Origin of the sequence: Pseudomonas sp. JY-Q (assembly GCF_001655295.1) — a bacterium.
GTDB lineage: Bacteria > Pseudomonadota > Gammaproteobacteria > Pseudomonadales > Pseudomonadaceae > Aquipseudomonas > Aquipseudomonas alloputida.
Map to the genome: position 1 here is coordinate 1,454,972 of NZ_CP011525.1, position 21,445 is coordinate 1,476,416.

Consider the following 21,445-nt stretch of genomic DNA (forward strand, 5'->3'; position numbering starts at 1 on the left):
AGTAGATAGCCAAATATGTCTGCCGTACTCGACACCCCCGTCGCCATCCGGCGGACAGCCATGGACCTGCTTGCACGACGTGAGCACGGTCGAGTCGAGCTGACGCGCAAGTTGCGTCAGCGCGGCGCTTCGGACGAGTTGATCGAGCCTGAACTCGATCGGCTCGCCGAAGAAGGGCTGCTTAGTGAAGCCCGCTACCTCGAGAGTTTCATTCGTTATCGTTCCGGCTCTGGCTATGGCCCTGCGCGTATTCGCGAAGAGCTGTGTCAGCGTGGTTTGGCGCGTGCAGATATCGACCAGGCCCTGCGTGAAAGCGAGGTGAATTGGGGCGAGCGTATGCGAGATGTGTGGCAGCGCAAGTTTGCCGGGCAGCGCCCGCAAGATCCGCGTAGCCGCGCCCAGCAGACCCGGTTCCTGGCTTACCGTGGGTTCCCCATGGACATGATCGGTCGTCTGCTCAGCGGGCGTGATCTCGACGATTATTGACGCTCGAAACCACAGTGGCACGTGCACGTCGCGGATAATCTGTTTTGCCAAATGCCCCAGGCTGTCTCCATTCCATTGTAGGCGCGGGTTCACCCGCGAATACGGTGGCGGCTGCGGCGGCGAATGGCCGGGGAGATTGGGCAGCAGGTCCGGCCCTTTCGCGGGTAAACCCGCTCCTACGACGGTCTGCGTCCAACAACCAATCCGGTGCAGGAGCAGCCTGAGGTTGCTCCTGCAGGTATCACGCGAGCTGTTACAGCGAAGCCTCAACTCACTTTCAGCGCCTGCCTGGCCCTCTGCGTGGTATGCATGGGTTGCGGCTTGGCCCAGTTCTCCGACAGGTTGATGAAATCCACCAGCTCACGCAAGCGGCCCTGATCTCGGCCGTTGAAGGCGAATGAAAGGCGGGTCAGATGGCTGTAATTGCCAACTTCGTGCTCGGCACTGCTATCCGCTTGCTGGTGATATTTGCCACTCAGGCGCAAATCGGCAAACCCTTCCTGAATGTCATACAACGCCGCTTCGCTGAGCGCATGGTGCATGCGGATCACGAACTGGCTCTTCAGCCAGCGGCTGGAGTGGTAGTTGCTGTAGAACTGGTTGATTTCCTCAACCGCTTCGTCAGCGCTGTGTACCAGGCGCACCAGCTTCAGGTCGCTGGGCAGGATGTAGCGGTTTTCTTCCAACTGGCGGCTGATGAAGTCCAGGCAGTCACGCCAGAAGCTGCCACCCGGTGAGTCCAGCAGCACCACCGGCACCAGTGGGCTTTTGCCGGTCTGGATCAGGGTCAGCACTTCCAGCGCTTCATCCAGGGTGCCGAAGCCGCCAGGGCACAGCACCAGGCCATCGGCCTCCTTGACGAAGAACAGCTTGCGGATGAAGAAAAAGTGGAACGGCAGTAGTTTGTCGGTACCGTTCACCGTCGGGTTGGCATGTTGTTCGAAGGGTAAGGTGATGTTGAAACCCAGGCTGTGCTCGCTGCCGGCGCCTTCGTGGGCGGCCGCCATGATGCCGCCGCCGGCGCCGGTGATAACCATCAGGTCGGAGCGCGCCAGAGTGGCACCTAGCTCGCGGGCCAGCGCGTACATCGGATGCTCGAGCGGGGTGCGTGCCGAGCCGAACACGGTCACTTTGCGTCGGCCCTTGTAGCGCTGCAGGGTGCGGAACGACTGGTCCAGTTCGCGCAGGGCCTGCAGGGTGATCTTGGCGCTCCAGCGGTCGCTGTCGTCATGGGCCATGCGCAGGATGGTCAGCATCATGTCGCGGTAGAGCGGCAGGTTAGGGCTGTTGGGGGCAACCAGTTGCAGTTGTGCTTCGATATTGCTCAGGTCGATATTATTGTCGCGGAAATGGCTGAACAGCAGTTCATTCGAATGGTAAGGCATGCGACGTCTCCTTCTGCACCAATACCTCTGACCTCAATCTAGACCCTTGCGCCCGATCGTGCCGAGGTGTTCGGCGCAGCCGCCTGTCGGCCTGCGGCCATCGGCAGCACGGGTTTGGTTAACTGGTAGAGTGAAACGTGTCGATGCAGGAGGTGGCGGTATGCATCGCTTGGTCATCGAAGTGGACTGGCAGCTCTACCAGCAGCTGGAGAACGCGGCCCAGGTGCATCACCTGAGCCTTGAAGCCGAGTGCCGCCGCAGGCTGTCGGGGCTGGAGTGTCGGTCGCGATACTTGCAGGCGCTGTTGGCGGAGATGCGCGCCGATGCCGTTGAAGGGCGCTGGCGCGCTCATGAGGACGAGAAGGTGTAGCGTTAACGCTGTGCTTACTTCTTCTTGTTGCCGGCCACGCAGCTGGCGTTGTCGAAGGCTTGGTCCATGACTGGCTGGTTGGTCTTGTAGACCGTAAAGCGGTAGACCATGACGGCGCCCTTGGACATCAGGTTGCGGAAGCCGTTGTTGCGGCACACGCTGTCGCCGAGCTGGCTACGCACCTGCTCAGGGTTGGCCTGCATGCGCGCTGCGTGGCTCTGGCGTACGCTCAGGTGGTTGACCAGCGCCTTGCCTTCAACGGTGTAACCCTGATCGAGGATGTCCTCGTTGATTGCGCGTGGGGTGCCGACGCTGCTCTCTTTGGCGACCTTCTGCAGCAGGGTGTTCAGGTCGTAATCCTGCTTGGATGCCGCCTGGGCTGCCAGAGGCAGGGCCAGCAGCAGGCTCAGGGCGGGGGCGATAAGGCGCAGCATGAATCTCTCCTGGTTCGATGACTGGCGCTTTGACATGCGCGGGTCAACGGCGTTCCGTAAAATTGCGCGTGGCGAGGACCGGCACGGTAGAAACCCGATTATAAGGAGCGCATTGCCGGCTGCACAGCAATTGCCACCTGTTCTGGTAGACTGGCCGCCTTGTTTTCTCCGAGTCATCCTTGTGCCCATTTCCAATCTGTCCAGAGGCCTGCCGGCATGAGCCATGCGGTAGCGCGTCTGCGCGCCGAACGCCTGGCCCGCAGCAACAAGCCTTTCATCGCCCGTGGCTCGCGTGCCGAGCGTTGCCCGGATTGCCGGGTCATCGCCACCCATTGCCTGTGTGCCTGGAAGCCTAGGGTGCAGGCCGACGCAGGTGTGTGCCTGCTGATGCACGACACCGAGCCGCTGAAACCCACCAACACCGGCTGGTTGATTGCCGACCTGATTGAAGACACCTGGGCCTTCGGCTGGTTGCGCACTGCGGTTGACGAGCGCCTGCTGGCCTTGCTCGATGACCCGCGCTGGCAGCCCTATATCGTTTTCCCGGGCGAGTTCGTTGCCCAGGAGCGGGTGGTCAGCGAGGTGGTGCGCGAGCCGGGCAAGCGTCCACTGTTCATCCTGCTGGATGCCACCTGGACCGAAGCGCGCAAGATGTTCCGCAAAAGCCCGTACCTGGACCGCTTCCCGGTGTTGAGCCTGCAAGCCGAGCAGATGTCGCGCTACCGCCTGCGGCGCTCCAAGCGCGATGATCATTTCTGTACGGCAGAAGTTGCGGCCATGTGCCTGGACCTTGCTGGCGATAGCCAGGCTTCGCAGGCGCTGGATGCTTACCTTGATGTGTTCAGCCTGCATTACCTGAGCGGCAAACGGCGGCTACCGCTTGACGAGCAGGACGACACCCACCAGCGTTTGCATACCTTCCTATAGTCCAAGGGGCACAACCCCTGCTTTGGTTCATAATGACGGAGCTGGCAGCCAGGGTGGGCGAGGCGGCAGGGCGATTGGCTTGATCTCCCTTGACCGTGCTCGGCATCCTTGGCGCCGATTCCCCGCCGGGCGCTTCCCTTCCACTCGAGTGCCTGGCACAGAACAGGATCCTTAGATCGATGGCCACATACGAAATCCTGATTGCCGATGACCACCCACTGTTCCGTGGCGCCCTGCGCCAGGCCGTTACCCTCGGGCTTGGCCCCGATGTGCGTCTGGTCGAAGTCGCGAGCATTGCCGAACTGGAAACCCGCCTGAGCGAAAAAGCCGACTGGGACCTGGTGCTGCTGGACTTGAACATGCCGGGTGCCTACGGTTTTTCCGGTCTGGTGCTGCTCCGCGGGCAGTACCCGCAGATCCCCGTGGTGATGGTTTCGGCACAGGAAGAGGCCGCCGTGGTGGTCAAGTCCCGCGAGTTTGGCGCCAGTGGTTTCATTCCCAAGTCCAGCACCCTGGAAGTGATCCAGGATGCGGTACGCAAGGTGCTTGATGGCGAGGTCTGGTGGCCGCCGCAGGCGTTCGAAAAGGTCGATGTTTCGGCCGAGGCCAAGGCCGCCAGCGAAGGCTTGGCCAGCCTCACGCCACAGCAGTTCCGCGTACTGACCATGGTCTGCGAAGGCTTGCTGAACAAGCAGATCGCCTATGAGCTGAGCGTGTCGGAAGCGACCATCAAGGCCCACGTGACCGCGATCTTCCGCAAGCTGGGCGTGCGTACCCGGACACAGGCTGCATTGCTGCTGCAACAACTTGAATCGGTTGCCAGCAACTGACTGCGCATGGCTTCACGCTTTTTTGACCCGAGCCGGTCTAGTCTGCTGGCCTTTCTGCTGTGAAGTGACTCACATGACATCGCCATTCAAGGGCCAGACCGGCCTCAAACGCATCTTCAACGCCGCTGGTTACTCGCTGGACGGTCTGCGTGCCGCCTTCAAGGGCGAAGCCGCATTCCGCCAGCTGGTGCTGCTCAACGTGGTGCTGATCCCGATCGCCTTCTGGCTGCCGGTCAGCCGCGCCGAGCGGGCAATCATGATCGCCGTTTGCCTGTTGGGGCTGATCGTCGAGCTGTTCAACTCGGCGGTGGAGGCGGCCATTGATCGCATTTCGCTGGAGCGCCACCCGCTGTCGAAAAATGCCAAGGACATGGGCAGCGCCGCACAGTTGGTGGCAATGACCATGGTGGCGCTGGTGTGGGGAGTGATCCTGCTTTAAGCGATCGGCGGCAGCACGATCTCGTCACTGCGGGTAAAGCCCGCAGTGAAGCTGCGGCATAGCTCCAGAAACTCACGCATGGCCGAGGTCTGGTACTTCTGTTTGTGCCAGATGAAGTAGAACTGGCGCAGCAGGTCCAGCTCTGGTGTTTCCACAGGTACCAGGCTGCCACGGCGGAAGGCGTCGCGCAGGGCCAGACGTGAAATGCAACCGATGCCCAGGCCCGACTCCACCGCGCGCTTGATCGCTTCGGTGTGCTCCAGCTCCAGGCGAATATTAAGGTTGGCGCGGTGATGGCGCATGGCCTGGTCGAAGGTCAGGCGCGTGCCTGAGCCTTGTTCGCGCAGGATCCACGCCTCCTGCGAAAGGCTTTCGATATCGGCGCGGCCCAGTTTCGCCAGTGGGTGCTGTGGCGCACAGAACACCACCAGTTCGTCCTCGACCCACGGCTGAACTTCCAGGTCGGGGTGATTGCAGTCACCTTCGATTAGACCCAGATCAATTTCGTAGTGCGCGACCTGTTGCACGATATGCGCAGTATTTTGAACATGCAGTTTTACCTGGCTTTCCGGGTGTGTCTGCATGTAGTTGCCGATCAGCAGGGTGGCCAGGTAGTTGCCGATGGTGAGGGTGGCGCCGACCGCCAGTGAGCCGAAACCGGATTTGCCGTTGAGCAGGTCTTCGATTTCCTTGGCCTGGTCAAGCAGGGCTACTGCTTGTGGCAGCAATTGATGGCCCAGGCCATTGAGGGCCAGGCGTTTGCCGGCACGGTCGAACAGCTGGCAGCTCGATTGCCGCTCCAGTTCCGTGATAGAGGTACTGGCGGCCGACTGCGACAGCGCCAACAGGCTGGCGGCCCGAGAGACGCTTTGGTGCTGGGCGACGGCGACGAAGACTTGCATTTGACGGAGTGTGAATCGCATATCGATATAACCGATAACACATATCTTGATAATCCAGTTAACAGATATTGTCGCTGCCCCTAAACTATTGCGCAACTGTGCGCTTTGCGCGCGCGTTTTTCTTCAGGAGCCCCATCGATGAGCAACATGAACCACGAACGTGTCCTCAGTGTGCACCACTGGAACGACACCCTGTTCAGCTTCAAGTGCACCCGCGACCCGGGCCTGCGCTTCGAGAACGGTCAGTTCGTGATGATCGGCCTGCAGCAGGACAACGGCCGTCCGCTCATGCGTGCCTACTCCATCGCTTCGCCAAACTGGGAAGAGCACCTCGAATTCTTCAGCATCAAGGTGCCGGATGGCCCGCTGACCTCGCAGCTGCAGCACCTGAAGGAAGGCGATGAGATCATCATCAGCAAGAAGCCTACCGGCACCCTGGTGCTCGACGACCTGAATCCTGGCAAGCACCTGTACCTGCTGAGCACCGGTACTGGCCTGGCGCCGTTCATGAGCGTCATCCAGGACCCGGAAACCTACGAGCGCTTTGAAAAAGTGATCCTGGTGCACGGCGTGCGCTACGTGAACGAAGTGGCCTACCGCGAGTTCATCACCGAGCACCTGCCGCAGAACGAGTTCTTCGGTGAGTCGGTTCGCGACAAGCTGATCTACTACCCGACCGTGACCCGCGAGCCGTTCGAAAACCAGGGCCGTCTGACCGACCTGATGCGCAGCGGCAAGCTGTTCAGTGACATCGGCCTGCCGCCGATCAACCCGCAAGACGACCGCGCGATGATCTGTGGCAGCCCGAGCATGCTCGACGAGACCAGCGAAGTGCTGGACAGCTTCGGCCTGAAGATCTCCCCGCGCATGCGCGAGCCGGGTGACTACCTGATCGAGCGTGCCTTCGTCGAGAAGTAAGGCGCAGGCGGGTACAGGAGGCGACTCTCGGGTCGCCTTTCTTATGCCTGGGATGTGTGCATTGCCTGTTCCGGCCCTTTCGCGGGTAAACCCGCTCCTACGGGTGCAGCGCACGTCCTGGGAATTGCACGAAACCCGTAGGAGCGGGCTTGCCCGCGAAAGGGCCGGTGCAAGCGCCCCCCGATCTATTCGACCCGCGTCTCGCCGCTGTACACCAAGATTTCCCGGCACCGCTTGCACAGGTATCGCCGCCCTTGGTGCACCAGCTTGTGCCGCTGCGCGGTAAACGGGAAGTCGCTTTGCGGGCACGGGCAGCGGTAGATGTAGCGGGTCACTGCGCGCCGTTGCACGTCATAGTTGTGGCAACGATTGGGCGGCAGTTCATACACCCCGCGCATGATCAACTGCCACTCTTCACCATGGGCCTGGATGCGGTCGCCAAACAGTTGGTGGGCAACCAGGTGTGCCACTTCATGGGCCACGGTCTGGCGCAGGAAGTCTTCCTGGTTTTCGCGGTAGAGCTGCAGGTTGAAGCGCAGCAGATTCTCGTGCAGGTGGGCGACGCCGGCTTTTTGCCCGCGCAGTTTGAAGCTGACTTCGGGGCGCGGGAAGCGGCGTTTGAAAAAGGCTTCGGCTTGCTGGTAACAGGTTTCGACGCGTTGTTTGAGCTGCTCGGGCATGGCGGGGCGGTTCTCCTGACCAGGCATTATGCCGCAAGCGCAGATGGCTTGCCGAGTCACCGGTCAGTGCACAGCCAGAGGCCGCCTTGCGGCGGCCCCTGGTTGATGCCCCAGTGTTGGTTCGGTCTGTTCTAGTTGGTGTAGACGGGCCCCACGCCCAGTCCCCAGATAATCACGGTAGCGGCCATGATTGCCACCAGTACCACCAAGCCCACTGCCAGCACCGAGCTGGAGAACAGGAAGCCTTCATCCGACGGTATGTTCATGAACGTCGGCAAGCCGACATACAGCAGGTACACCGTGTAGCAGATGGCGGCAGTGCCGATCAGCATGCCCAGCCACAGGTGCGGGTAAAGCGCCGCCAGGCCGCCGATGAACAAGGGGGTGGCGGTGTAGGTGGCAAAAGCGATGCATTGCGCCATGGACGGGTTGGCATCGTAGGTCCGGGCCATCCAGTGGATGAATGCGCCCATTACCGCCACCCCGGCGAGCATGGCCAGGTAGGACATGATGCTCATCCAGATTGCGCTTTCCATGGTCAGCATCACTGCTGGCCGGTCACCGATCACCCAGCCCACCTGGGTAGTGCCAATAAACGCCGAAACGGCAGGAATCGCCGCGAGGATCAGGGTGTGTGTCAGGTACATGTGGCTGATGGTTTCTTCTTCGCCACGAATCTCCCGCCATTCCTGATCGGGATGGGTAAACAGCCCCACAACGTGATGAATCATGCCGATCACTCCTCTCAATGTTGCCAAACGCCCCCCAATATGGAGCGCAAGCGGCCCGAGGCCCTAACACCGATGCAAGCGGTAATGTGGCCTTATGTCGCAGTATAGGAAGCCGTTACCCACATAAACCGCGCTTTTTAGAGCAAATTGCGCTGTAAGCCGTGCTGTTGATTACATTGAAGTCTTTATCGGAATGCCTACAGCGGCGTCGCGTTTGTGCGTAAAATAGCCGGCTTTTGTCACACCTCGCGGATCCAAGCGCTATGGGCACCCTCTCGGTCAACCAGAACAAACTGCAAAAACGCCTGCGTCGTCTCGCTGGCGAAGCCATCACCGACTACAACATGATCGAGGATGGCGACAAGGTCATGGTCTGCCTGTCCGGCGGCAAGGACAGCTACACCATGCTCGACGTTCTGTTGCACCTGCAGAAGGTGGCACCGATCACGTTCGAGATCGTTGCGGTGAACATGGACCAGAAACAGCCGGGCTTCCCTGAGCACGTATTGCCGGCTTACCTCAAGGAACTGGGGGTCGAGTACCACATCGTCGAGAAGGATACCTACTCGGTGGTAAAGGAACTGGTACCCGAAGGCAAGACGACTTGCTCGCTGTGTTCGCGCCTGCGCCGCGGTACCCTGTACACCTTCGCCGACGAAATCGGCGCTACCAAGATGGCGCTGGGGCACCACCGCGACGACATCGTCGAAACCTTCTTCCTCAACATGTTCTTCAACGGCGCGCTCAAGGGCATGCCGCCGAAGCTGCGCGCCGACGATGGCCGCAACGTGGTGATCCGCCCGCTGGCCTACTGCAGCGAGAAGGACATCCAGGCCTACTCGGACATGAAGGCATTCCCGATCATCCCGTGCAACCTGTGCGGCTCGCAGGAAAACCTGCAGCGCCAGGTGGTCAAGGACATGCTGGTGGAGTGGGAACGCAAGCACCCGGGCCGTACCGAGAGCATCTTCCGTGCCCTGCAGAACGTGGCACCGTCGCAGCTGGCCGACCGGAACCTGTTTGACTTTACCAGCCTGAAGATTGACGAAAGCGCTACCCCGCGCTTCCTCGACGTGCTGAACATCTGAGCCCATGCGTGATTACCCGTGGTTGCATGAGTATTGCCTGAACCGCTTTGGTTCGGCCCAGGCGCTGGAGGCTTTCCTGCCGCAGCCGCGCACGCCGGAGCAACTGCGCAACATCAGTGACGACCGCTACCTGTCGACACTGGCCCTGCGCGTGTTCCGCGCGGGGCTCAAGCACAGCCTGGTGGATGCCAAGTGGCCGGCGTTCGAGCAGGTGTTCTTCGGCTTCGACCCGGAGAAAGTGGTGCTGATGGGCGCCGAGCATCTGGAGCGGTTGATGCAGGATGAGCGCATTATCCGCCACCTGGGCAAGCTCAAGAGCGTGCCGCGCAATGCGCAAATGGTGCTGGACATCGCCAAGGCGCATGGCAGTTTTGGTGCGTTCATCGCCGACTGGCCAGTGACCGACATTGTCGGCTTGTGGAAGTACCTGGCCAAGCACGGCAACCAGTTGGGCGGGTTGTCGGCACCACGGTTCTTGCGCATGGTCGGCAAGGACACGTTCATCCCGACCGATGACATGGCAGCGGCGTTGATTGCGCAGAAGGTGATCGACAAGCAGCCGACCAGCCAGCGCGACCTGGCTCTGGTGCAGCAGGCGTTCAACCAGTGGCATGCAGAGAGCGGGCGGCCGCTGTGCCAGTTGTCGGTGATGCTGGCGCATACCGTCAACCATTGAGTCTTGTGTTGCTCCCATTCGCGGGCACGCCCGCTCCCACAGGAATCGCACCGCACTTAAGGCCTGTGCAGTACCTGTGGGAGTGGGCGTGCCCGCGAAAAATCTAACTGCCTTCGCCTGCCATGCGCCGTTCATGCTGGAACTTCCAGCGCACGTACAGTAGCCCGGCAATAAACAGCCCCAGGCTCACCAGCACTTCAAGCCAGCCGAATACCGCCCGCGACGGGTCGAACGCTGCCAGCACGCCCTTGATGAAATAGATATTCACCACGAAGCAGGTCCAGGCATGCGCCCGGGCGCTGCCTTTCAGCATGCTGGGCAACAGCAACAGCAACGGCACCAGTTCGATCGCCAGGATCACCTCGACCCGGGCCCCATGCAGGTTGGCGAACCACAGGTTGTTCACCACCAGCAGGGCGATCAGGCCGAAGAAGCATGCCAGGCTCAATGCCCGCGTCAGGCGCAGGCGGGGTACCAGCCATTGGACCGGCGGCAATGCCTTGGGCTTTCTAGCCACGCGCCGCCTCCAGGGCCTTGGCCGTGGTCGCCAGGCGTTGGCCCAGGGCACGGCACAGGGCGATTTCGTGCGGGTCGAGTTCGCGCTTGCCATCGGCGCCTGCGTGGTGGCTGGCGCCATAAGGCGTGCCGCCGCCACGGGTCTCGAGCAGTGCCGACTCGCTGTAGGGCAGGCCCATCACCAGCATGCCGTGGTGCATCAGCGGCAGCATCATCGACAGCAGGGTGGTTTCCTGGCCGCCGTGCAGGCTGGCGGTGGAGGTGAACACGCCAGCCGGTTTGCCGACCAGCTCACCGCCTAGCCAAAGGCTGCTGGTGCCATCGAGGAAGTACTTGAGTGGCGCTGCCATGTTGCCGAACCGGGTCGGGCTGCCCAGTACCAGGCCAGCGCAGTGGCGCAGGTCGTCAAGGGTGGCGTACAGCGCGCCACTGGCCGGAATATCCGGGGCCACCGCTTCGCATTCGGTGGAAATCGCTGGCACCGTACGCAGGCGTGCCTCCATGCCGGCCAGCTCGATACCGCGGGCGATGTGCCGGGCCATTTCGCTGGTCGCGCCATGGCGGCTGTAATACAGCACCAGGATGTAGGGCGCGCTCACGGCAGGATCTCCAGCACCTTTTCCGGCGGGCGACCGACCACGGCCTTGTCACCGGCAACCAGGATCGGCCGCTCGATCAGTTTGGGGTGCTGGGCCATGGCCTCGATCAGTTGCGCGTCGGTCAGTGCCGGGTCGGCCAGGTTCAGCGTTTTGTATTCGTCCTCGCCGCTGCGCAGCAATTGACGCGGGGCGATGCCCAGCTTGCCGAGCAGGGCCTTGAGGGTGACCGCGTCGGGCGGGGTTTCCAGGTAGCGCACGATGGTCGGGGCCAAGCCGCGGGCTTCGAGCAGTTCCAGGGCGCCGCGGGATTTCGAGCAGCGCGGGTTATGATAGAGCGTGAGATCAGTCATGTCGGGTCGCATCCAGCTGGGTGTGGCGGCTATTCTAACCGCAGCGACTGACCAATTTGCTTTAAAACTCGAGAAGGATTGACCCATGGCAAGGCGTCTGGCAGCAGTACTGGCCATCACCGCGAGCCTGTTGCTCGGTGGTTGCGGTGCCGATTACGGCGTGGACCAACACGGTAATACGGTTAAGGCCGAACAGATCGAAGGGCACTGGCTGGTGCTCAACTACTGGGCTGAATGGTGCGGACCGTGCCGTACCGAAATCCCGGAACTGAATGCGGCGGCCAAGCAATGGGCGGCTGAGGGCATCAAGGTGGTGGGGGTGAACTTCGACGGTTTGCAGGGGCAGGACCTGAAGCAGGCTGCCGAAACCCTGGGTATCGGTTTCACCGTGCTCGCCCAGGACCCGGCCGAGCGCTATGACCTGCCGCGTAGCGAGGCCTTGCCGGTGACCTACATCATCGACGACAAGGGCAAGGTGCGTGAGCAGTTGATGGGCGAGCAGACCCTTGAAGGGTTGCAGGCCAAGATCAAGGCCCTGAAAGGCGCCTGATGCATTCGGGGCCGCTTTCGCGGCCCTTCGCGGGCAGGCCCGCTCCCACAGGGGGGACGCGACAAACTGTGGGAGCGGGCGCGCCCGCGAAGGGCCGCAAAGCGGCCCAGGCAATCCTCAGCCTTCTTCAGGCCAGAAGCGCAGCGGCTTGCCTTCGGCCGGCCAGAAGCGCATCTGCTCCACCGGTGACACATCCCAACGCTCTACCGTTTCCAGCGCCTGCAGGAAGCGTTTTTCCTGTTCCATCAGCGCGGGTGCACACAGCTTGCGGGTCTTGCCGACTTTGCCGAAGCTCAGGTGCTCGCCATCGAGCGTGTAAGGCGCAAACCAGTGGTTGCAGCCGCCGTTGCCATAGGCACGGCCGTCGCTGGCCAGGGTCAAGGTCAGGTGGCTGTAGTCGATCAGTGGTCGTTCGCCAATCCACTCCAGCACGTAGCTGCGTTCCTGCTGCAGCCGGGAAGGTTCCGTGGCGCAGCCGAGCAGGCCGGTTGCAATCAGCACGCCGGTCAGCAGATTCTTCACTCGGCGCTCTCCTGGCAACGCGGGCACAGGTGTTTTTCGCCACGGCTGGCCCAGCCCAGCGCTGCGATACGGGCGCTGGCAGCCGGTTGACGAGCTGCCTTGCCGAGCTTGGCGTCTACTGCGAACTCGAAGCTCAGCACCGCATCGCAGCGATCGCACTCGACCTGCCAGGTGAGGATTTCCAGCTCGTTGAATACCGGGCCACTCGCCACGGCAACCCACTGGCCGCGTGGGTTGATCAGGTGGCGCACGCTTTCCACAGTCAGGCGCATGGACAAATCCTTGCTGCCCTTGAGCGTGACCAGCAGGCTGTCGCCTTTTTGCATCGAACCGCCGTTGCCCGTGACCTGGTAGCGGCCCGGCACCAAAGCGCGGCACTCGATCAGGGTGTGTTGCGGGTTGAAAAGGGTGTAGCGAAAATCGTGTTCGACCATGGGTCCTCCAGAAATGCCGCGTATCCTAGCATTAACCCATCACCAGGTTCTGTGGATTGCCTGCCGCCCAGCGGTTGATGTTGTCCAGTGTGGTCGCGGCAATGGCATCCAGCGCCTCGCGGGTGAGGAAAGCCTGGTGAGCGGTGATGATCACGTTGGGGAAGGTCAGCAGCCGAGCCAGCACATCGTCTTGCAAGGGCAGGTCGGAGCGGTCTTCGAAGAACAGTTGGGCTTCTTCCTCGTAGACGTCCAGGCCCAGGTAGCCAAGCTGGCCGCTTTTCAGTGCGTCGATCAGCGCCGGGGTGTCGACCAGCGCACCGCGACCGGTGTTGATCAGCATGGCGCCGGGCTGCAACTGGGCCAGGCTTTGCGCGTTGACCAGGTGGCGAGTGTGCTCGGTCAGCGGGCAGTGCAGGCTGATGATGCGGGCTTCGCGCAACAGCTCGGGCAGGGGCATGTAGCGGGCGCCAAGGGCCAGCAGCTCTGGGTTGGGGTAGGGGTCGTACGCCAGCAGCTGGCAGCCGAAACCGGCCATGATGCGAGCGAAGGCGGCCCCGATCTGGCCGGTACCGACCACCCCGACGGTTTTGCCGTGCAGGTCGAAGCCGGTCAGCCCGTGCAGGGTGAAGTCACCTTCGCGGGTGCGGTTGTAGGCCCGATGCAGGCGCCGGTTGAGTGCCAGGATGAGCGCCACGGCGTGCTCGGCAACGGCGTGTGGCGAGTAGGCCGGCACCCGCACCACGGCCAGGCCCAAGCGCTGGGCGGCGGCCAGGTCGACGTGGTTGTAGCCGGCCGAGCGCAGGGCGATCAACCGCGTGCCCGCAGCGGCCAGGCGCTGCAGCACCGGCGCGTCGAGTTCGTCATTGATGAAGGCGCAGACCACCTCAAAGCCCTCTGCCAGGGCGGCGGTGTCGAGGGTCAGGCGGGCCGGCTGGAAATGCAGCTCCAGGGTGGTGCCGCTGACAGCCTTGGTGAAGCTTTCCTGATCGTAGTGCTGGCTGCTGAACAACAGGGCGCGCATGGTGGAACTCCTTTGCAATGCATGTCTTGGTTGGGTCGCTGCCTGTCAAGGCATACCCAGCGTGGCCCAGAGCCACTCAAGCGCTCAATCTGGCCTGTGCCGACAGCCGGCTGATCGCGCTGTCCAGTTCATCCAGGGCCTGCTGCGCCTGCGGATTGTCCTGCTTCAGCAAGGTCTCGCTGCGTTGGCACGCTGCCCGTAACTGCGGTACGCCACAATAGCGTGAGGCCCCGTTCAGACGGTGTACTTGCTCGATCAGGCCATTGCGGTCGTCGGCTTCGCGGGCGGCGCGTATGGCTTCGCGGTCCGTATCCAGGGAGGCCAGCAGCATGCTCAGCATGTCAGCGGCCAGATCTGCCTTGCCAGCGGCCAGGCGCAGGCCCTCTTCGGGGTCGAGTACCTTCAGTTCGTCGCCATTGGTCAGTAGCTCGGCCTGCGCCTGCTGCGGTGTGCCCAGGCTCAGGCCGGTCCACTTCATCACCACCTGGGCCAGTTGCCGTTCGCTGATGGGTTTGGTCAGGTAGTCGTCCATGCCGCTGTGCAATAACGCCCGCTTTTCATTGGCCATGGCATGGGCAGTGAGGGCGACGATTGGCAGCGGGTTGCCGCTCTGGGTGTTTTCCCACAGGCGGATCTGTTCAGTACAGGCGCGGCCGTCCATGCCGGGCATCTGCACATCCATCAGCACCAGGTCGAACAACTCCTCCTGCACGGCCTGTACCGCCGCATAACCATTGTTGACGGCCAGTACCTCGGCACCCAAGTCTTCGAGCAGGGTTTTTACCAGCAGCAGGTTGGCGGCATTGTCGTCGACGCAGAGTATTTTCGGGCGTCGCTGGCCGTTGGCGTTGCTCCCTTCGGCCAGCGGACGGCGAGGTTGTACCAGCTCCAGCAAGAGGCGACGCAGCTTGCGGGTGCAGGTCGGCTTGGACAGCAACTGGCCATGGCCGTTGGGCAGGTACGGGTGGTACAGCGCCTGCTCGGTGGTCGGGCACAGCACCACGCATTGGCAGTGGTAACGCTCGAGCTGCTGATGATAATGGCCCAGTTGCTCGGGCGACAGGTTACCCAGGTTGGCCCCGAGCACCGCGAACTCGAAGGGCAGGCCGGCCTGGCTGGCGGCCTGCACCCCCTGCAGCAACTGGTCGTAGGAGGCGAACAGGCTCACGCTGAGGCCGCAGTCTTCCAGCTGGTGCTCCAGTGCCTGGCGCGCCAGTTCGTGGCCATCGACAATGGCGGCACGGCGGCCCAGCAATGGCTGCGGTGGCAGCGCTTCGGCATCGTCATGAGCCTTGGGCAGGTTGAGGCTGATCCAGAACTGCGAACCTTCGCCCGGGGTACTGTCGACACCGATCTCGCCGCCCATCTGTTCGATCAGGCGCTTGGAAATCACCAGCCCCAGACCGGTGCCACCGGGCTGGCGAGCCAGTGAGTTGTCAGCCTGGCTGAAGGCCTGGAACAGTGTGCGCACATCCTGTGGTGACAGGCCGATGCCGGTGTCCTGTACGCTGATGCGCAACTGCGCGCAGTCTTCGTGCTCGTCTTCCAGCATGGCGCGCACGACGATGGTGCCTTCGCGGGTGAACTTGATGGCGTTGCTGACCAGGTTGGTGAGGATCTGCTTGAGCCGCAACGGGTCGCCCACCAGCGAAGCAGGCGTGTCGCGGTAGATCAGGCTCAGCAATTCCAGCTGCTTGGCGTGGGCGGCCGGAGCGAGGATGGTCAGGGTGTCCTGGATCAGGTCCCGCAGGTTGAACGGTATGCTGTCGAGCACCAGCTTGCCGGCTTCGATCTTGGAGAAATCGAGGATCTCGTTGATGATTCCCAGCAGGTTGTCAGCAGACTTCTCGATGGTGTTCAGGTAGTCGAGCTGGCGCGGTGTCATCTCGCTTTTTTGCAGCAGGTGGGTAAAGCCGAGGATGCCATTGAGCGGGGTGCGGATTTCGTGGCTCATGTTGGCCAGGAACTCCGACTTGATGCGGCTGGCCTCAAGTGCCTCTTTGCGCGCCATGTCCAGCTCGATGTTCTGGATTTCGATGGTTTCCAGGTTCTGGCGCACGTCTTCGGTGGCCTGGTCGATGCTGTGTTGCAGTTCTTCGTGAGCGTTTTGCAGGGTTTCGGCCATGCGGTTGATGCCGTGGGCCAGTTCGTCCAGCTCATGGCTGCCCATGGTCGGCAGGCGTTCTTCGAGGTGGCCGTCCTTGAGCTGATTGACCGCGTGCTTGATGCGTTCGATGGGGTCGTTGATGGTGCGGCTCATGCGCAGCGCCAACAGGCCGCTGAGTGCCAGGCAGGCGAGGATCAGCAACAGGCTGGTAAACAGGTTGCGGTAGCCGCGCAGCAGCGTGCCGTCGTGCGACAGCTCGATCTCTACCCAGCCCAGCAGGCGCTCGGCTTCGGCCGGCACGGCGTCGGTGGCCAGGTCGCGGTGGTGGCCGAACACGGGCATCAGGTAGCGGGTGGCGTCGTTGCCACTGCGCTGCAGGAGTTGGGTGCCGGTACCGCCGCTGGGCGGCAGGTTGAGCATGCTCGGGCCGGCGTGGGCCAGGCGCGTGCGGTCCGGGGCCAGAAACGCCACTGCGCGCACATCGGCCTGCTCCAGGGTTTGTGCGGCAATTCGCTCCAGTTGCGCAGGCGCGAGCCGGGCCATGGCCGGTGCGGCCAGGGGCGCCAGTTGTTCGGCGATCATCTTGCCGCGCTGCAGCAGCTGGGTGCGCAGGTCGTTCTGTTGCAGCCAGGTGAAATAGCTACCCAGCACCAGGGCCATCAAGCCGGCCGGTAGCAGTGCCAGCAGCAGTACCCGGCTGCGGATTCCCAAGCGATCGAGCACACTCGCCTCCTCTGATGTGCCTGGATGCCGTCAAGTGGTAACGGCCAAGCCGCGAAGTTACTCCGCCTGCCGCACCATTGCATCTCTTTAGTACGTGTTATGCGCCGTTGCCGGGGCATTGGTCGCAGTGCGGTTGCCTGGCAGGTGGCGAATGCTCAATAATCACGCAATTGAGAATGCATGGCAGTTGCCAATGAATCCTGTATCTATTTACAACACCCACATCCTTGCCATCGAGGACGACCCGGTGCTTGGCGCCTATCTGCAGGAAGAGCTGCAGCGTGGCGGCTGCCAGGTCACCTGGTGCCGCAATGGCCTGGAGGGTCTGGAAACGGCTGGCCGCCAGGCTTTCGATGTTGTGCTCATGGACATCCTGCTGCCCGGGCTTGATGGGCTGGACGCCTTGGCGCAGTTGCGCAGGCACAGCGCTACACCGGTAATCATGATGTCGGCGCTGGGGGCCGAGGCGGATCGTATCAGCGGCTTTCAGCGCGGCGCCGACGATTACCTGCCCAAGCCATTCAGCATGGCCGAGTTGCAGGTGCGCATCGAGGCGATTCTGCGCCGCGTGGCCCTGGAGCGGCGGCATCAGGGCCCGCTGGAGCAAGCCGGCTGCGGCGAGCTGCAGTTCGATGAGGGGCTGTGTGACGTGCGCCTGAATAGCCGTCTGGCAGGTCTGACCCCCAGCGAATACCGCCTGCTGGACATCCTCAACCGCAACCTCGACGAAGTCCTCAGCAAGCCGTTCCTGTACCAGCACGTGTTGCGGCGCGGCTATTCACGGCATGACCGCAGCCTGGACATGCACGTCAGCCAGATCCGTCGCAAGCTCAAGGGCATCGGTTATCACGAACGGCAGATCCGCACCGTGTGGGGCAAGGGTTACGTGCTCAGTGCCAGCGAGGCGGAGTGAACCATGCTCGACCGCCATTCGCTGTTCTGGAAGCTGACCATCTTGCTGGTGGGCTTCTGCCTGCTGATGATCGGCCTCAGTTATACCTGGGGCCGACACATGGAAACCCAGAATGCCTTCCTCTCGGAGTCGGCACGGCAGACCCTGCGGGGTTATGCCGCCGAAGCTGAGCTGGCCTGGCGCAGCGGCGGGCGGGAAGGGCTGGACCAGTGGGTGGCGGCCATGCATCAGCGCGAACGGGGCTGGGTCGGCGTGCTCGACATCAATCTGCGCCCGCTCGACAGCGCCACACTCAACCCACAGATCATGCAGCGTCTGACACGCCTGCGCGGTGTCGATTGGCCGATGAGTCGGCGCAGTGTCGACCAGCCGTGGGTGCGCATACCGTTCCCGGGGGCGCCGGAGCAGGGCATGCTGGTGATCGAACTGCCGCAGCGCTTCAATCCGGGCCAGCACCGCTTGCTGTGGCGCATTGTCACCAACGGCATCATCCCGGGGCTGTTCACCTTGCTGTTGTGTGTAGGCCTGTACCGCATGCTGATCGTGCCGCTGAACCAACTTCGCGAGCAGGCCAATGCCTGGCGGGCCGATCAGCTGTCAGCCCGCCTGGACTCGCGCACCATCGCCCGGCATGACGAATTGGGCGAACTGGCGCGTGCCTTTGACCAGATGGCCGAGCGACTGCAAGGCACGGTGGCTATGCAGCAGCAGTTGCTGCGCGACCTGTCCCACGAAATGCGCACGCCGCTGAGCCGGCTGCGGGTGGCCTGCGATGGTGAAACCGACCTGCAGCGTCTGCGTGATCGCCTGATCCGTGAAGTGGACTGCATGCAGCAACTGGTCGAAGACACCCTGCAACTGGCCTGGCAGGACGCCGAGCGTGCGCCGATGAACCTTGAGCCGATCGAGGTCCACGCCTTGTGGGAGTTGCTGGCCGAAAATGCCAGCTACGAGAGCGGCTGGTCGCCTGCGCAACTGCGCTGCGAAGTACCGGCCGACTGCTGGGTGCAGGGCAACCTCAACCACCTGGCTCAGGCGCTGGAGAACATCTTGCGCAATGCCATTCGCCACTCGCCGGCCGAGGGTGTGGTGCGGTTGGGTGGGCAGCGTGAGGGCAGCTATTGGTGGTTGTGGCTTGAGGATGAGGGTGGCGGGGTCGCTGAAGAAGACCTGGAACGGATCTTCGCGCCGTTCTCGCGGTTGGACGGTTCGCGGCCCGGGGATGGTGGCTTCGGCCTGGGGCTGAGCATCGCCCGCAGTGCCATCCAGCGCCAGGGCGGCACCTTGTGGGCGCAGAATGGCAAACGCGGGTTGCGCTTGTGGATGAGGTTGCCGTTGCATGTGCCGGCCGCTTCGCGGGTAAACCCGCTCCTGCAGGCTAGCGAATCCCCGTAGGAGCGGGTTTACCCGCGAAGAGGCCAGCACATGTCACACCGTTATAGCTTGTAGCTATATGCACTACAGATTGCGTGATATGGCCGCGAAGGGTTTGCCGGTATGATAGGCACCCCCGCCGTCCGGATTGCGAAATACGCCATGACCGTGCAGTACCCAACCATCGCCGATTGCGTCGGCAATACGCCACTGGTTCGCCTGCAGCGCATCGCTGGCGAAACCAGCAATACCCTCCTGCTCAAGCTCGAAGGTAACAATCCTGCCGGCTCGGTGAAAGACCGCCCGGCACTGTCGATGATCGCTCGCGCCGAACTGCGCGGCCAGATCAAGCCAGGCGATACCCTGATCGAAGCCACCTCCGGCAACACCGGCATCGCCCTGGCGATGGCGGCGGCGATCAAGGGCTACAAGATGATCCTGATCATGCCCGACAACTCCACCGCCGAGCGCAAGGCCGCCATGACGGCCTATGGCGCCGAGCTGATCCTGGTGACCAAGGAGGAGGGGATGGAAGGCGCCCGTGACCTGGCCGAGAAGCTGCAGGCCGAAGGCCGTGGCCTGGTGCTCGACCAGTTCGCCAACGGCGACAACCCGATCGCCCACTACAACAGCACCGGCCCGGAGATCTGGCAGCAGACCCAGGGCACCATTACCCATTTCGTCAGCTCCATGGGGACCACCGGTACCATCATGGGCTGCTCGCAGTACCTCAAGGAACAGAACCCCGCGGTGCAGATCATCGGCCTGCAACCGATGGAGGGCTCGGCTATTCCGGGCATTCGCCGCTGGCCCGAGGAATACCTGCCGAAAATCTTCGATGCTACTCGCGTCGACCGCGTGGTCGACATGTCGCAGCAGGAAGCCGAAGACACCACCCGTCGCCTTGCGCGTGAAGAGGGCATTTTCTGCGGCGTGTCTTCTGGTGGTGCGGTCGCGGCCATGTTGCGCCTGTCCCGCGAAGTGGAAAATGCGGTCATGGTTGCGATCATTTGCGACCGCGGCGACCGTTATCTGTCCACTGGCCTGTTTGATCCACGCTAAATGTCCAAGAAAAAAAGCAACAGCGGCCTGCGCTTCCAGCCGGCCGGCGGCAATCGCACCCTCCAGGTCCCAGTGGGCAAGAAGCAGCGCCTGGACATCGAGCGCCTGGCCGGTGACGGCCGTGGCATTGCCTTCCTCGACGGGCGTACCTGGTTCGTCAGCGGCGCCTTGGCCGGTGAGGCCGTGGAGGCGCGGGTGCTCAACGCCCGTGGCAAAGTGGTCGAGGCACGCCTGGAGCGGTTGCTGCAGGCCGCGCCCGAGCGCCGTGAGGCGCCATGTCGCTACTACGACCGCTGCGGTGGCTGCAACCTGCAGCACCTGCCGCACGACGCGCAACTGGCGCTGAAGCAGCGCACCCTCGCCGAGCAGTTGCAGCGGGTGGCCGGCGTGCAACCCGAGGCGTGGGCTGCCCCCCTGAGCGGGCCGGAATTCGGCTACCGGCGCCGCGCCCGTGTGGCCGTGCGTTGGGACGTCAAGGCGCGTCAGCTGGAGGTGGGTTTCCGCGCCGAAGCCAGCCAGGACATCATTGCCATCGACGATTGTGCAGTGCTGGTACAACCCTTGCAGTCCATTTTGCGCCACTTGCCGACGGTGCTGCGTTCGTTGAGCAAGCCGCAGGCGCTGGGCCATGTAGAGCTGTTCAGTGGCACCGCCGAGGCGGTTCTGGTGCGCCACGTCGCGCCGTTGCCGGCCGAGGACCAGGCCAGGCTGCAAGCGTTCTGCGAGCAGGCCAACGCTCAGCTATGGCTGCAAGGCGAAGGTGAGCCGGCGCCCGTGGACCCAGCGGCACGGTTGGGGTTTGCCCTGGCACCTTGGCAGCTGGAGCTGGCCTGGCGCCCGGGCGATTTCGTGCAGGTGAATGCCCAGGTCAATACGGCGATGATCGAGCAGGCCCTGGCCTGGCTCGCGCCACAAGCCGACGAGCGTGTGCTGGACTTGTTCTGCGGTCTGGGCAACTTTGCCCTGCCGCTGGCCCGCCAGGCGCGTGAGGTGGTGGCAGTGGAAGGTGTACAGGCCATGGTCGATCGTGCCGCGGCCAATGCCCGGAACAACAATGTGCATAACGCACGGTTTTTTCAGGCCGATTTATCGCAGCCTTTGGCAGGCACCGGATGGGCCGCCGAGGGCTTTTCTGCGGTACTCTTGGATCCACCGCGCGACGGTGCTTTCGAGGTGGTGCAAGGCATCGCCCGCCTCAAGGCCAGAAGGCTGGTCTACGTATCGTGCAACCCGGCCACGCTGGCGAGAGACGCCCAAGTGCTGGTCGGCCAGGGGTACCGGTTAAAAAGGGCCGGGATTCTCGACATGTTTCCTCAGACGGCGCATGTCGAGGCCATGGCGTTATTCGAAGCGGGCTAGCTGACTGGCCCCTTGGTGCGGTTGCCACGGAATGGCGGCCGCACGGTGA

25 protein-coding genes are annotated in these 21,445 nt (G+C 62.8%); 13 read left to right on the forward strand and 12 right to left on the reverse strand.

Going from position 1 to position 21,445, the window contains the following annotated elements; translation table 11 throughout:
* Positions 1–15: 15 nt before the first annotated feature.
* Entirely contained in the window at positions 16–486 is a 471-nt protein-coding gene (gene recX / locus AA098_RS06465; protein ID WP_003252366.1) for a recombination regulator RecX, read from the forward strand.
* Between the two features lie 266 nt (positions 487–752).
* Here the strand turns inward: recX and AA098_RS06470 are convergent, their stop codons facing one another.
* Positions 753–1,871 (reverse strand): LOG family protein, encoded by a 1,119-nt coding sequence (locus tag AA098_RS06470; RefSeq protein ID WP_064613942.1) that lies wholly within the window; start codon positions 1,869–1,871, stop codon positions 753–755.
* 160 nt (positions 1,872–2,031) lie between these two features.
* Between AA098_RS06470 and AA098_RS06475 the strand changes: the two genes are divergently transcribed.
* Positions 2,032–2,241 carry a hypothetical protein gene (locus tag AA098_RS06475; RefSeq protein ID WP_003252370.1) on the forward strand — a complete coding sequence of 70 codons (210 nt, stop codon included), beginning with the start codon at positions 2,032–2,034 and terminating at the stop codon, positions 2,239–2,241.
* 14 nt (positions 2,242–2,255) lie between these two features.
* Here AA098_RS06475 and AA098_RS06480 read toward each other — a convergent pair whose 3' ends face one another.
* On the reverse strand, positions 2,256–2,675 hold the full coding sequence (locus AA098_RS06480) for a quorum-sensing-regulated virulence factor family protein (RefSeq protein ID WP_003252372.1): 420 nt from the start codon (positions 2,673–2,675) through the stop codon (positions 2,256–2,258).
* Between the two features lie 216 nt (positions 2,676–2,891).
* On the opposite strand from AA098_RS06480, the gene AA098_RS06485 reads away from it, so the two are divergent.
* The 3 genes from AA098_RS06485 (at position 2,892) to AA098_RS06495 (ending at position 4,871) form a co-directional block, all read left to right on the forward strand.
* Complete coding sequence (locus tag AA098_RS06485; protein WP_004574842.1) at positions 2,892–3,602, forward strand: tRNA-uridine aminocarboxypropyltransferase; 711 nt, start codon at positions 2,892–2,894, stop codon at positions 3,600–3,602.
* A 179-nt stretch (positions 3,603–3,781) separates the two neighbouring features.
* The gene (gene erdR / locus AA098_RS06490) at positions 3,782–4,432 is read left to right on the forward strand and encodes a response regulator transcription factor ErdR (RefSeq protein ID WP_003252375.1); all 651 of its coding nucleotides are present in this window, start codon (positions 3,782–3,784) and stop codon (positions 4,430–4,432) included.
* A 73-nt stretch (positions 4,433–4,505) separates the two neighbouring features.
* Entirely contained in the window at positions 4,506–4,871 is a 366-nt protein-coding gene (locus AA098_RS06495) for a diacylglycerol kinase (RefSeq protein ID WP_004574843.1), read from the forward strand.
* Here the strand turns inward: AA098_RS06495 and finR are convergent.
* A complete protein-coding gene (finR, locus tag AA098_RS06500; protein WP_064613943.1) occupies positions 4,868–5,794 on the reverse strand; it encodes a LysR family transcriptional regulator FinR in 927 nt (308 codons plus the stop codon). The two genes, AA098_RS06495 and finR, sit on opposite strands and share 4 nt — an antisense overlap.
* A 117-nt stretch (positions 5,795–5,911) precedes the next feature.
* Between finR and fpr the strand changes: the two genes are divergently transcribed.
* Complete coding sequence (gene fpr / locus AA098_RS06505) at positions 5,912–6,691, forward strand: ferredoxin-NADP reductase (RefSeq protein WP_003252381.1); 780 nt, start codon at positions 5,912–5,914, stop codon at positions 6,689–6,691.
* A gap of 185 nt (positions 6,692–6,876) precedes the next feature.
* Here fpr and AA098_RS06510 read toward each other — a convergent pair whose 3' ends face one another.
* Together AA098_RS06510 and AA098_RS06515 are read right to left on the reverse strand one after the other, a co-directional pair.
* On the reverse strand, positions 6,877–7,371 hold the full coding sequence (locus AA098_RS06510; protein ID WP_003252383.1) for a SprT family zinc-dependent metalloprotease: 495 nt from the start codon (positions 7,369–7,371) through the stop codon (positions 6,877–6,879).
* A gap of 131 nt (positions 7,372–7,502) precedes the next feature.
* The gene (locus AA098_RS06515; RefSeq protein WP_003252385.1) at positions 7,503–8,102 is read right to left on the reverse strand and encodes a Yip1 family protein; all 600 of its coding nucleotides are present in this window, start codon (positions 8,100–8,102) and stop codon (positions 7,503–7,505) included.
* Between the two features lie 263 nt (positions 8,103–8,365).
* Here AA098_RS06515 and ttcA point away from each other — a divergent pair, with 263 nt between their 5' ends.
* Entirely contained in the window at positions 8,366–9,190 is an 825-nt protein-coding gene (ttcA, locus tag AA098_RS06520) for a tRNA 2-thiocytidine(32) synthetase TtcA (protein WP_003252387.1), read from the forward strand.
* Positions 9,191–9,194: 4 nt separating this feature from the next.
* Entirely contained in the window at positions 9,195–9,866 is a 672-nt protein-coding gene (locus AA098_RS06525; protein WP_060546098.1) for a DNA-3-methyladenine glycosylase I, read from the forward strand.
* Between the two features lie 103 nt (positions 9,867–9,969).
* Here the strand turns inward: AA098_RS06525 and AA098_RS06530 are convergent, their stop codons facing one another.
* The 3 genes from AA098_RS06530 to arsC are packed head-to-tail and all read right to left on the reverse strand — an operon-like array spanning position 9,970 to position 11,331.
* Positions 9,970–10,383, reverse strand: a complete 414-nt coding sequence (locus AA098_RS06530) for a DUF2069 domain-containing protein (protein WP_004575341.1) — start codon at positions 10,381–10,383, stop codon at positions 9,970–9,972.
* Entirely contained in the window at positions 10,376–10,981 is a 606-nt protein-coding gene (gene wrbA / locus AA098_RS06535; RefSeq protein WP_003252400.1) for an NAD(P)H:quinone oxidoreductase, read from the reverse strand. Before wrbA ends, AA098_RS06530 begins: the two co-directional genes overlap by 8 nt.
* Positions 10,978–11,331: an arsenate reductase (glutaredoxin) gene (gene arsC / locus AA098_RS06540; RefSeq protein WP_004575340.1), complete on the reverse strand. Its 354-nt coding sequence runs from the start codon at positions 11,329–11,331 to the stop codon at positions 10,978–10,980. Before arsC ends, wrbA begins: the two co-directional genes overlap by 4 nt.
* A gap of 85 nt (positions 11,332–11,416) precedes the next feature.
* Between arsC and AA098_RS06545 the strand changes: the two genes are divergently transcribed.
* Entirely contained in the window at positions 11,417–11,881 is a 465-nt protein-coding gene (locus AA098_RS06545; RefSeq protein ID WP_003252403.1) for a peroxiredoxin family protein, read from the forward strand.
* 117 nt (positions 11,882–11,998) lie between these two features.
* Here the strand turns inward: AA098_RS06545 and AA098_RS06550 are convergent, their stop codons facing one another.
* From AA098_RS06550 to AA098_RS06565, 4 genes are all read right to left on the reverse strand, one after another.
* Positions 11,999–12,403 carry an META domain-containing protein gene (locus tag AA098_RS06550; RefSeq protein ID WP_003252405.1) on the reverse strand — a complete coding sequence of 135 codons (405 nt, stop codon included), beginning with the start codon at positions 12,401–12,403 and terminating at the stop codon, positions 11,999–12,001.
* Entirely contained in the window at positions 12,400–12,837 is a 438-nt protein-coding gene (locus AA098_RS06555) for a hypothetical protein (RefSeq protein ID WP_004575339.1), read from the reverse strand. The genes AA098_RS06550 and AA098_RS06555 overlap by 4 nt, the downstream gene beginning before the upstream one ends.
* A gap of 31 nt (positions 12,838–12,868) precedes the next feature.
* Positions 12,869–13,858 (reverse strand): 2-hydroxyacid dehydrogenase, encoded by a 990-nt coding sequence (locus AA098_RS06560; RefSeq protein WP_004575338.1) that lies wholly within the window; start codon positions 13,856–13,858, stop codon positions 12,869–12,871.
* A gap of 76 nt (positions 13,859–13,934) precedes the next feature.
* Entirely contained in the window at positions 13,935–16,688 is a 2,754-nt protein-coding gene (locus AA098_RS06565) for a response regulator (protein ID WP_004575337.1), read from the reverse strand.
* Between the two features lie 193 nt (positions 16,689–16,881).
* Here AA098_RS06565 and AA098_RS06570 point away from each other — a divergent pair, with 193 nt between their 5' ends.
* The 4 genes from AA098_RS06570 (at position 16,882) to rlmD (ending at position 21,396) form a co-directional block, all read left to right on the forward strand.
* Complete coding sequence (locus AA098_RS06570) at positions 16,882–17,601, forward strand: response regulator transcription factor (protein ID WP_064613944.1); 720 nt, start codon at positions 16,882–16,884, stop codon at positions 17,599–17,601.
* A 3-nt stretch (positions 17,602–17,604) separates the two neighbouring features.
* A complete protein-coding gene (locus AA098_RS06575) occupies positions 17,605–18,996 on the forward strand; it encodes a cell wall metabolism sensor histidine kinase WalK (protein ID WP_064613945.1) in 1,392 nt (463 codons plus the stop codon).
* Positions 18,997–19,137: 141 nt separating this feature from the next.
* On the forward strand, positions 19,138–20,037 hold the full coding sequence (gene cysM / locus AA098_RS06580) for a cysteine synthase CysM (RefSeq protein ID WP_003252416.1): 900 nt from the start codon (positions 19,138–19,140) through the stop codon (positions 20,035–20,037).
* Positions 20,038–21,396, forward strand: a complete 1,359-nt coding sequence (gene rlmD, locus AA098_RS06585) for a 23S rRNA (uracil(1939)-C(5))-methyltransferase RlmD (protein ID WP_064613946.1) — start codon at positions 20,038–20,040, stop codon at positions 21,394–21,396.
* Positions 21,397–21,445 lie beyond the last annotated feature (49 nt).

Bases quoted from the DNA above. Each gene is read 5' to 3' on its own strand.
- recX (WP_003252366.1), top strand. From the start codon at position 16: ATGTCTGCCGTACTCGACACCCCCGTCGCCATCCGGCGGACAGCCATG.
- AA098_RS06470 (WP_064613942.1), bottom strand. From the start codon at position 1,871: ATGCCTTACCATTCGAATGAACTGCTGTTCAGCCATTTCCGCGACAAT.
- AA098_RS06475 (WP_003252370.1), top strand. From the start codon at position 2,032: ATGCATCGCTTGGTCATCGAAGTGGACTGGCAGCTCTACCAGCAGCTG.
- AA098_RS06480 (WP_003252372.1), bottom strand. From the start codon at position 2,675: ATGCTGCGCCTTATCGCCCCCGCCCTGAGCCTGCTGCTGGCCCTGCCT.
- AA098_RS06485 (WP_004574842.1), top strand. From the start codon at position 2,892: ATGAGCCATGCGGTAGCGCGTCTGCGCGCCGAACGCCTGGCCCGCAGC.
- erdR (WP_003252375.1), top strand. From the start codon at position 3,782: ATGGCCACATACGAAATCCTGATTGCCGATGACCACCCACTGTTCCGT.
- AA098_RS06495 (WP_004574843.1), top strand. From the start codon at position 4,506: ATGACATCGCCATTCAAGGGCCAGACCGGCCTCAAACGCATCTTCAAC.
- finR (WP_064613943.1), bottom strand. From the start codon at position 5,794: ATGCGATTCACACTCCGTCAAATGCAAGTCTTCGTCGCCGTCGCCCAG.
- fpr (WP_003252381.1), top strand. From the start codon at position 5,912: ATGAGCAACATGAACCACGAACGTGTCCTCAGTGTGCACCACTGGAAC.
- AA098_RS06510 (WP_003252383.1), bottom strand. From the start codon at position 7,371: ATGCCCGAGCAGCTCAAACAACGCGTCGAAACCTGTTACCAGCAAGCC.
- AA098_RS06515 (WP_003252385.1), bottom strand. From the start codon at position 8,102: ATGATTCATCACGTTGTGGGGCTGTTTACCCATCCCGATCAGGAATGG.
- ttcA (WP_003252387.1), top strand. From the start codon at position 8,366: ATGGGCACCCTCTCGGTCAACCAGAACAAACTGCAAAAACGCCTGCGT.
- AA098_RS06525 (WP_060546098.1), top strand. From the start codon at position 9,195: ATGCGTGATTACCCGTGGTTGCATGAGTATTGCCTGAACCGCTTTGGT.
- arsC (WP_004575340.1), bottom strand. From the start codon at position 11,331: ATGACTGATCTCACGCTCTATCATAACCCGCGCTGCTCGAAATCCCGC.
- AA098_RS06545 (WP_003252403.1), top strand. From the start codon at position 11,417: ATGGCAAGGCGTCTGGCAGCAGTACTGGCCATCACCGCGAGCCTGTTG.
- AA098_RS06555 (WP_004575339.1), bottom strand. From the start codon at position 12,837: ATGGTCGAACACGATTTTCGCTACACCCTTTTCAACCCGCAACACACC.
- AA098_RS06560 (WP_004575338.1), bottom strand. From the start codon at position 13,858: ATGCGCGCCCTGTTGTTCAGCAGCCAGCACTACGATCAGGAAAGCTTC.
- AA098_RS06570 (WP_064613944.1), top strand. From the start codon at position 16,882: ATGAATCCTGTATCTATTTACAACACCCACATCCTTGCCATCGAGGAC.
- AA098_RS06575 (WP_064613945.1), top strand. From the start codon at position 17,605: ATGCTCGACCGCCATTCGCTGTTCTGGAAGCTGACCATCTTGCTGGTG.
- cysM (WP_003252416.1), top strand. From the start codon at position 19,138: ATGACCGTGCAGTACCCAACCATCGCCGATTGCGTCGGCAATACGCCA.
- rlmD (WP_064613946.1), top strand. From the start codon at position 20,038: ATGTCCAAGAAAAAAAGCAACAGCGGCCTGCGCTTCCAGCCGGCCGGC.